Source organism: Streptomyces odonnellii, assembly GCF_000981895.1.
Taxonomy (GTDB): Bacteria; Actinomycetota; Actinomycetes; order Streptomycetales; family Streptomycetaceae; genus Streptomyces; species Streptomyces odonnellii.
The window spans coordinates 1-7904 of record NZ_LATD01000460.1; the positions used below are offsets into that span (position 1 = coordinate 1).

7 protein-coding genes and 1 pseudogene are annotated in these 7904 nt (G+C 70.1%); 6 read left to right on the forward strand and 2 right to left on the reverse strand.

Annotated elements, in window-relative coordinates; all coding sequences use genetic code 11:
• Positions 1-612, forward strand: a 612-nt coding sequence (locus tag WH07_RS36490; RefSeq protein ID WP_052744638.1) for a hypothetical protein, incomplete at its 5' end; no start/stop codon positions are given.
• Here the strand turns inward: WH07_RS36490 and WH07_RS32885 are convergent.
• Positions 605-1045, reverse strand: a complete 441-nt coding sequence (locus tag WH07_RS32885; protein ID WP_046508284.1) for a DUF192 domain-containing protein — start codon at positions 1043-1045, stop codon at positions 605-607. The genes WH07_RS36490 and WH07_RS32885 overlap by 8 nt on opposite strands.
• 147 nt (positions 1046-1192) lie before the next feature.
• Here WH07_RS32885 and WH07_RS32890 point away from each other — a divergent pair, with 147 nt between their 5' ends.
• Positions 1193-2104: a prepilin peptidase gene (locus WH07_RS32890; RefSeq protein WP_046508286.1), complete on the forward strand. Its 912-nt coding sequence runs from the start codon at positions 1193-1195 to the stop codon at positions 2102-2104.
• Positions 2105-2526: 422 nt separating this feature from the next.
• Here the strand turns inward: WH07_RS32890 and mgrA are convergent, their stop codons facing one another.
• Positions 2527-3564 (reverse strand): L-glyceraldehyde 3-phosphate reductase, encoded by a 1038-nt coding sequence (gene mgrA / locus WH07_RS32895; RefSeq protein WP_046508288.1) that lies wholly within the window; start codon positions 3562-3564, stop codon positions 2527-2529.
• A 185-nt stretch (positions 3565-3749) separates the two neighbouring features.
• Here mgrA and WH07_RS32900 point away from each other — a divergent pair, with 185 nt between their 5' ends.
• The 4 genes and pseudogenes from WH07_RS32900 to WH07_RS40075 form a co-directional block, all read left to right on the forward strand.
• Positions 3750-4511 carry an isoprenyl transferase gene (locus WH07_RS32900; RefSeq protein ID WP_046508289.1) on the forward strand — a complete coding sequence of 254 codons (762 nt, stop codon included), beginning with the start codon at positions 3750-3752 and terminating at the stop codon, positions 4509-4511.
• A 398-nt stretch (positions 4512-4909) separates the two neighbouring features.
• The gene (locus tag WH07_RS32905; protein WP_079023754.1) at positions 4910-6235 is read left to right on the forward strand and encodes a PhoH family protein; all 1326 of its coding nucleotides are present in this window, start codon (positions 4910-4912) and stop codon (positions 6233-6235) included.
• 604 nt (positions 6236-6839) lie between these two features.
• Complete coding sequence (locus tag WH07_RS32910; protein WP_046508293.1) at positions 6840-7538, forward strand: aggregation-promoting factor C-terminal-like domain-containing protein; 699 nt, start codon at positions 6840-6842, stop codon at positions 7536-7538.
• Positions 7539-7724: 186 nt separating this feature from the next.
• Positions 7725-7904: pseudogene (locus WH07_RS40075) on the forward strand (AI-2E family transporter); the annotation flags it as partial.

The window sequence follows — 7904 nt, forward strand, 5'->3', positions numbered from 1 at the left end:
GGGGAGCCGACGCCCCGCCCCGGTCTCACCGGTGTCGGCGCGAGCGACGGAAGGGTGCTCGGCCAGGGCGAGCTGGACCGGGCGGTGCTCGCCACCGGCGACGTGTCCGGCTTCACGGTCGAACCGATGGCCGGCCCGCCGCCGGGGGGCGAGAGCGCCGCGAAGGCCGAGTGCCGGCCCCTCACCGCCGTGATCAACGGCAGGCCGGAGCCGCTCGCCAAGGCCGTCGTGTACCGGCAGCTCGTCGGCCCGGAGGAACGCGGCCCGGCCGTCTCCGAGTTCCTCACCGCCCATGGCGAGCAAGGCGCGACCGCCCTGCTGAGCCGCCTCCGCACCGCCGTCACGGCCTGCGCCGACGGCTTCACCGCGACCGGCGGCGACGGCCCGTCCACATACACCGGAGTGAAGCCGCTGCCCCCGGTGAAGGCCGGTGACGACGCGCTCGCCTACCAGGTGACGGGCGACTTCGAGGGCGAACCGGTCCCGCTGGTGTTCCATCTCGTACGGGTCGGCGGCACGGTGGCCACGTTCTATACGGCCAACTTCGAGGACGGCAGGACTCCGGGCCTGCCCCCGGCCCTGCTCACCGCCCAGGCCACCAAGCTCAGCTAGACCTGCTGGACCTGCCTGACACCTGGTCAGGGACCGTGACACTCACCCGGGTGCCCGGGCGCAGGCCCCAGCGCGCCATCGCGCCCGCCTCCGCCTCCAGTACGTGGCGGGCCTTCCAGCGCGGCATGGCGAGCCGTCCCGGCCGCAGCGTGTGGACGTCGACGACCGTCAACTCCTTGTCCAGGTACGCCACATCGATCGCGAACCGCATCCGGAAGCTGTGCACGCTGTTGCACGGGGTGATCAGCAGCGCGCCGTCGATCCCGTCGCGCCCCAGCAGCCCGCGCCGCCGTGTCCCGTACGAGGCGGCGATCTCCAGATCCACCGATCCGTCCTGCGATCCGCCCCGTGATCCGTCGTCGTGCGACTCGTCCCGCGATCCGTCCTGCGCCGGGACCGTCAGCCGCCCCTTGCCGTTCCGCCAAGTGCCCATGGCCGTAGACCGTAGCGCCCGCCGTCCGCCCCGCAAGCCCTGGCCGCCCTCTCTGGGTCCCAGGGCCCGCCGTACGGGTCCCGGAGCGTCCGCGGTGGGCCCCTGGACCCATGACCGCCCCGTGCGGGGCGGCCTAGGGTCGGTGCTGTGTACGCCACGCCGATCGTCATCGCCGTTCTCTGGGGCGCAACCACCGGACTGCTGCTGCCGCGTGCCGTGTACCGGCTCTCGGTCGCGCCGGAGGAGGCCTGGCGCGCGGACTGCCCGGCCGGGCACCCGATCACCGGCCCGGCCCGTGGATGGCTCGGCGGTACGCGCTGCGCGAGCTGTGAAGCGGGCGTCCCCGCCCGTACGGCCGCCGCACCCGCACCCACCACCGAGGCCGAGGCCGGAGCCGACGACCGCGGTGCCACCGCCCGTACGGACACCGGCACCGACACCGTGACGAGCACCGTCGACGGCGGTACGAGCACCACAGGACCGGCGGCCGACGGCGCGCCCGCACCCGCCGTCCGCTACGCCCCCTCGGTCCTTCTCCCGCTTCTCACCGCCCTCGCCTGCGCGGCCCTCGCCGCCGCGACCGGGCCGCGCCCCGAGCTGGCCGTCTGGCTGCTGCTCACGCCCTTCGCCGTGGTCCTGGCGCTGGTGGACCGTCATGTCCACCGTCTGCCCGACCAGTTGACGCTTCCGCTCGCCGCCGCGGCGGCCGTCCTGCTCGGCGCCACCGCGCTGCTCCCCGGTGCGGGCGGCTCCTGGACGGTGGCGCTGCTCGGCGGACTCGCCCTCGGCGCCTGCTACTTCCTGCTGTTCCTGATCAATCCGAACGGCATGGGCTTCGGCGATGTGAAGCTCGCGCTCTCGCTCGGGGTCGCCCTCGGCTGGTACGGCTGGCCGGTCCTCTTCGTCGGGGCCTTCGCCGGATTCCTGCTGGGCGCGGTGTACGGGCTCGGGCTGGTACTGCTGCGCAGGGCGAGCCGCAAGTCGGCGATCCCGTTCGGACCCTTCATGATCACCGGAGCCCTGATCGGTCTCCTCCTCGGCGGCCTCGCCGCCGCGTAGGGCCCGGCGCGCCTCGTACCGTACGACCACCGTGGCGCCCGGCGCCCGGCTTCCGACGTCCCGGCGCCCCGTTGCTCCGTGTCAAGGCGCGGCCCCGCCCATCGCTCCTGAGGGTTACGGCGCGGCGTGGCCACTACTCGCCACGCCCGGCCCCGAAACCCGTGTGGCGCCCGGAATCCCGGGCCCCGCAGGGTCTGTCGCCGCTTTCGGAGCGTCATCACGGCTCGTCGTGGCGCGCACCATCCCTTACGAAGGGTTATGGTGGAAACCCCCCCTCGGGCCGGTCCGTATCCCCCCCACGGACCGGCCCGTTTTTCATCTGTTCACCAGACGCACGGCCAGGCCATCGGCCGGAGCGCCGCCGCAGCGGCCCGGACGGACCTCCGGACCTACCGAGCGGGCCGGACAGCCGGCCCGGACCGTCAGCCCCGCCCGGCCCAGATGTTCGTCCCCGCGGTGTCCACCGCGAAGTCGTCGATCTCCTTCAGCTCATCAGCCGTGAGGGGCGCCGCCGCCAGCGCCGCGACATTCTCCTCGAGCTGCTTCACACTCGACGCCCCGATCAGCGCGGACGTCATCCGCGGATCGCGCAGCACCCAGTTCAGCGCGAGCTGCGCCAGCGACTGGTCCCTGCGGCCCGCGATGTCGTTCAGCCCGTTCAGCCGCCGTACGACCTCGCCCGACAGCAGATCCGGGTCCAGGGACTTGCCCTGCGTGGCCCGGGAGCCCTCCGGAATGCCCTTCAGATATTTGTTCGTCAGCAGGCCCTGCGCCAGCGGTACGAAGGAGATGCAGCCCATTCCGGCCGTCTCCAGCGTGTCCAGCAGCGAGTCGTCCTCGATCCAGCGGTTGATCATCGAATAGGACGGCTGGTGGATGAGCGCCGGGACACCCATCTCCTTCAGCAGCCGCGCAGCCTCGGCGGTCTGCTCCGCGGTGTACGAGGACACACCCACGTACAGCGCCTTGCCCTGCCGCACGGCGGAGGCCAGCGCCCCCATCGTCTCCTCAAGCGGGGTGTCCGGGTCGAAGCGGTGCGAGTAGAAGATGTCGACGTAATCGAGGCCCATGCGCGACAGCGAGGCGTCGAGCGAGGACAGCAGATACTTGCGCGAACCCCATTCACCGTACGGTCCGGGATGCATCTCATATCCGGCCTTGGTGGAAATGATGAGTTCGTCCCGGTAGGCCGAGAAGTCCTGCGCGAAGATCTTGCCGAAATTCAGCTCCGCGGATCCTGGCGGCGGGCCGTAGTTGTTCGCCAGGTCGAAGTGCGTGACGCCGAGATCGAAGGCGCGGCGCAGGATCGCGCGCTGCGAATCGAGCGTCCGGTCGTCGCCGAAGTTGTGCCAGAGGCCGAGCGAGACGGCGGGCAGTTTCAGGCCGCTGCGCCCGGTGCGGCGGTACTCCATGGAGTCGTACCGGCCGTCGGCGGCGAGGTAAGAGGGAAAATCAGTCATGGTTCATTCCTTATCACGGACTTGTGACATACCGGGTTGGGTGACCATGGGGCCCGCGCAGTAGTGTGACGGCTCCGGGGTGCCTGGACCGGCCCCCAGTTCCCGTCCGGCGGATGTGCCGTCCCGCCGGGGGACGCGCCGGTCCCCATGGAATCGAGCCCCTTGGAATCGAGAGGGTGGACTCAGTGAACTTGCGCGACCTGGTGTACAGGCTCTACGCACGCCGGGTGGAAGGCCGTCTCGACCATTCCCAGGTGCCCAAGCACATCGGAGTCATCCTCGACGGCAACCGCCGCTGGGCCAGGGCCTCGGGCGGTACGGCGGAGCAGGGGCACAAGGCCGGAGCCGGCAAGATCCAGGAGCTGCTCGGCTGGTGCTCCGAGACCAATGTCGAAGTCGTCACGCTCTGGCTGCTGTCCACCGACAATCTCGACCGCCCCGAGGACGAGCTGATCCCGCTGGTCGGCATCATCGAGGACGCCGTCCGCGATCTGGCGGCCGACGGCCGCTGGCGGGTCCACCATGTCGGCACGCTCGACCTGCTGCCCGGCCGTACGCAGACCGTCCTCAAGGAAGCGGAACAGGCCACCCTCGGCAACGAGGGCATACTCGTCAATGTCGCCGTGGGGTACGGCGGCCGGCAGGAGATCGCGGACGCGGTCCGCTCCCTGCTGACGGACCACGCGAACAAGGGCACCACCTTCGAGGAACTGGCCGACATCGTCGACACCGATCTGATCTCGTCCCACCTCTACACCCGCGGCCAGCCCGACCCCGACCTGGTCATCCGTACCAGCGGAGAACAGCGCCTCTCCGGCTTCATGCTCTGGCAGAGCGCCCATTCGGAGTACTACTTCTGCGAGGTCTTCTGGCCCGCCTTCCGCAAGGTCGACTTCCTGCGCGCCCTGCGTGACTACGCGGCGCGCCACCGCCGCTACGGAGCCTGACCCCCGCTCCGGGCGGCCCGGGCACGGCCGCCGGGACGTCTCGGGGTAGCCCGCCGGGAGTGCTTCGCAAGCGTCCGATGACACCTCCGTACAGCCCCTCCGTACCCCCTTCACCTGTGGTTCATCCACCGTCCGTCATATGCCATGGCATGGCGGCGCGTGTTCGAGGGAATACCTCCCCCAGGTCGATGTCCAAAAGCCAGGTCAGCGGACATCGCGTCTCAGCGGACGGCATGGGGCCGTCCGCCCGGGAGGCCCTTTGCACCAGGACGACCGTGCGGTTGAACGTACGGGCGACATGGAGGGCCGGAGTCCGGCCCGCGCATGGGGTCCGAGTCCGGCCCACCCGCCCGCGACGCCGTCGCACCCCGACCTCATTCGAGGGGGTACGTCCTTCCGTGGTGACCAGCACAAAGCGCCGCATGCCCGACCGGCGCACCTACGTTCTCGACACCAGCGTCCTGCTGGCCGATCCGAACGCCATGTCCCGCTTCGACGAGCACGAGGTTGTGCTGCCGATCGTGGTGATCACGGAGTTGGAGGCCAAGAGGCACCATCCGGAGCTGGGCTATTTCGCCCGGCAGGTCCTGCGCCTGCTCGATGACTTCCGGGTCAGGTACGGCCGCCTCGACGCCCCGATCCCACTGGGCGAGCTGGGCGGCACGATGCGTGTCGAGCTCAACCACTCCGACCCCGGGATCCTGCCCGCCGGCTTCCGGTTGGGCGACAACGACTCGCGGATCCTCGCGGTCGCACGGAACCTCCAGGCCGAGGGGTACGACGTGACGGTCGTCTCCAAGGACCTGCCGCTGCGGATCAAGGCGTCGTCGGTCGGTCTCCTCGCCGAGGAGTACCGCGCCGAGCTGGCCATCACGGACTCCTCGGGCTGGACGGGGATGAGTGAGCTGACGCTCGGCGCGGACCAGGTCGACCTCCTCTTCACCGAGGAGTCGCTCTATGTCCCCGAGGCGAGCGAACTGCCCGTGCACACCGGGCTGGTCCTTCAGTCCGAGCGCGGCAAGGCGCTCGGGCGGGTCACCGCGGAGGGCAATGTACGGCTCGTACGCGGCGACCGGGAGGCCTTCGGGATCCACGGCCGCAGCGCCGAGCAGCGCATCGCCCTCGATCTCCTCCTCGACCCCGACATCGGCATCGTGTCGATGGGCGGCCGGGCCGGCACCGGCAAGTCGGCGCTGGCCCTGTGCGCGGGACTGGAAGCGGTCCTGGAGCGCCGGCAGCACCAGAAGGTGATGGTGTTCCGGCCGCTGTACGCGGTGGGCGGGCAGGAGCTGGGCTATCTGCCCGGCACCGAGGCCGAGAAGATGAGTCCCTGGGCGCAGGCGGTCTTCGACACGCTCTCCGCGGTCGCGGGCCGCGAGGTGATCGAGGAGGTGCTGGGGCGCGGCATGCTCGAAGTGCTGCCGCTCACCCATATCCGCGGGCGGTCGCTGCACGACGCGTTCGTGATCGTCGACGAGGCGCAGTCGCTGGAGCGGAATGTCCTGTTGACCGTTCTGTCCCGTATCGGGGCGAACTCCCGGGTGGTGCTGACTCATGATGTCGCGCAGCGCGACAACTTGAGGGTGGGGCGGTACGACGGAATTGTCGCCGTCGTGGAGAAACTCAAGGGTCATCCGCTTTTCGCGCATGTCACCCTGACCCGCTCCGAGCGCTCCCAGATCGCCGCGCTGGTGACCGAAATGTTGGAGGACGGTCAGATCTAGGGTCTTTCGTTTGGGTCTGGCTGGATCAGGGAGCGCCCGCCGCGGGAGCGGCTGATGTCGGTGTTGGTGCCGTGTATCGCAAGGCGGAGGAGGGAGCCCACGCGGAGGGGGTACCTCCCACGCCCTTAAGGCTGTGGGGGAGTAGGCGACTGACGACAACGCCGCGAGGCGCGGTGCCAGGGCACGCGAGCCCAGCAAGACCCAAATGAGAGGCCCTAGGGTGCAATCGCCGCACTTGGCCGCCCGGCATGAGCACAGCAGCTTAGCCGGGCGGCGTTGTGTGCCGCGGCTCTTTCCTTTTTCTCCCGGGCCAAACGGGGTGTGAGCTTTCCCACGCAACGAAGAATTGCCCTACGGCGTTGCCTTCCGGCAGAGTCTTGCTTCCGTCAGGCCCCGCATGCGGCACACGCGCACCCCCAGTGGTGCGGCACCACACAACTCAACAACTGCCGCCGTATGCCGCCCGTGCACCATGCGGCAGTCCCTGTGAGGGGGTTGTCCACCGGGCCCGTGTCTCCCGTGACCCAGTAGTGCGGAGGCCAGTGCCAGGGGCACGATCGCGTCCGCGGGGTCACCGATGCGGGCGTTGCTGGAAGGACACCGTGTGAGCCGGATCTCGGTCCGGGGGTTCGCCGTGGCTTCGGCCACCGCGGTCACCACCGTCGGCGCAGTGGTGGGTGTCGCCTCGGGCGACCCCCAGGTCTCGGACAACGACTTCGAGACAGCAGCAGCCGACCTGACGCTCCTCGCGGACATCCCCGCGGGCCAGCAGGCGCAGGTGCAGACCGCGTCGCTGACCCAGCAGGCCGATGTGATGGCCGCGGAGGCCGACGCGAGCGCCAAGAAGTCCGCGGAGGAAGCCGCCCGTATCCAGGCGGCCAAGGACGCCAAGGCGAAGAAGGAAGCCGCCGAGGAGAAGGCCGAGCGCGAGCGGGAGGCCAAGGAGGCCGCCGAGCGTGCCAGCCGTGACGAGGTGCGGTCCGCCTCGTCCTTCGCGGCGCAGAGTTCGTACACCGTGTCCCAGGTCCAGGCGATCGCACGGCAGATGATCCCCGCCGACCAGTTCCAGTGCTTCAGCAACATCGTGGACCACGAGTCGGGCTGGAACTACCAGGCGCAGAATCCGTCCTCCGGTGCGTACGGACTGGTCCAGGCGCTGCCCGGCTCCAAGATGTCCTCGGCGGGCGCCGACTGGCAGACCAACCCGGCCACCCAGATCAAGTGGGGCCTGAACTACATGAACGACCGGTACGACAGCCCCTGTGGCGCCTGGTCGTTCTGGCAGGCCAACAACTGGTACTAGTACCGGTCCTCTTCCGGCACCAGCGCGTGCCCGGCCCCGGTAGCCGCTGAGACACACAGGCTCCAGGCGCTCAACCTTCCGAAGCCCCCCGCCGTCCCTACGGTGGGGGGCTTCACCCGTGTACGGTCGATTCGAACAGTTCCGGGGGAGTGAGTGCGGAGAAGGACGGGGGAAAGAGGAACCATCATGTCGAGAGTGCCGGCGTGGCTCAGCCAGATGGGCACGGGACTGACCCGGATGGGAGAGCGGCTGGACCGGCGCAGGGCGCAGGCGGAGGCGGACGAGCCCCCGGTGCCCGTGACGGTGGCCCCGCCCGATTCCGTACCACCGCCCCCCTCGTACGCACCCGCCTCGTCCGCCCCGGCC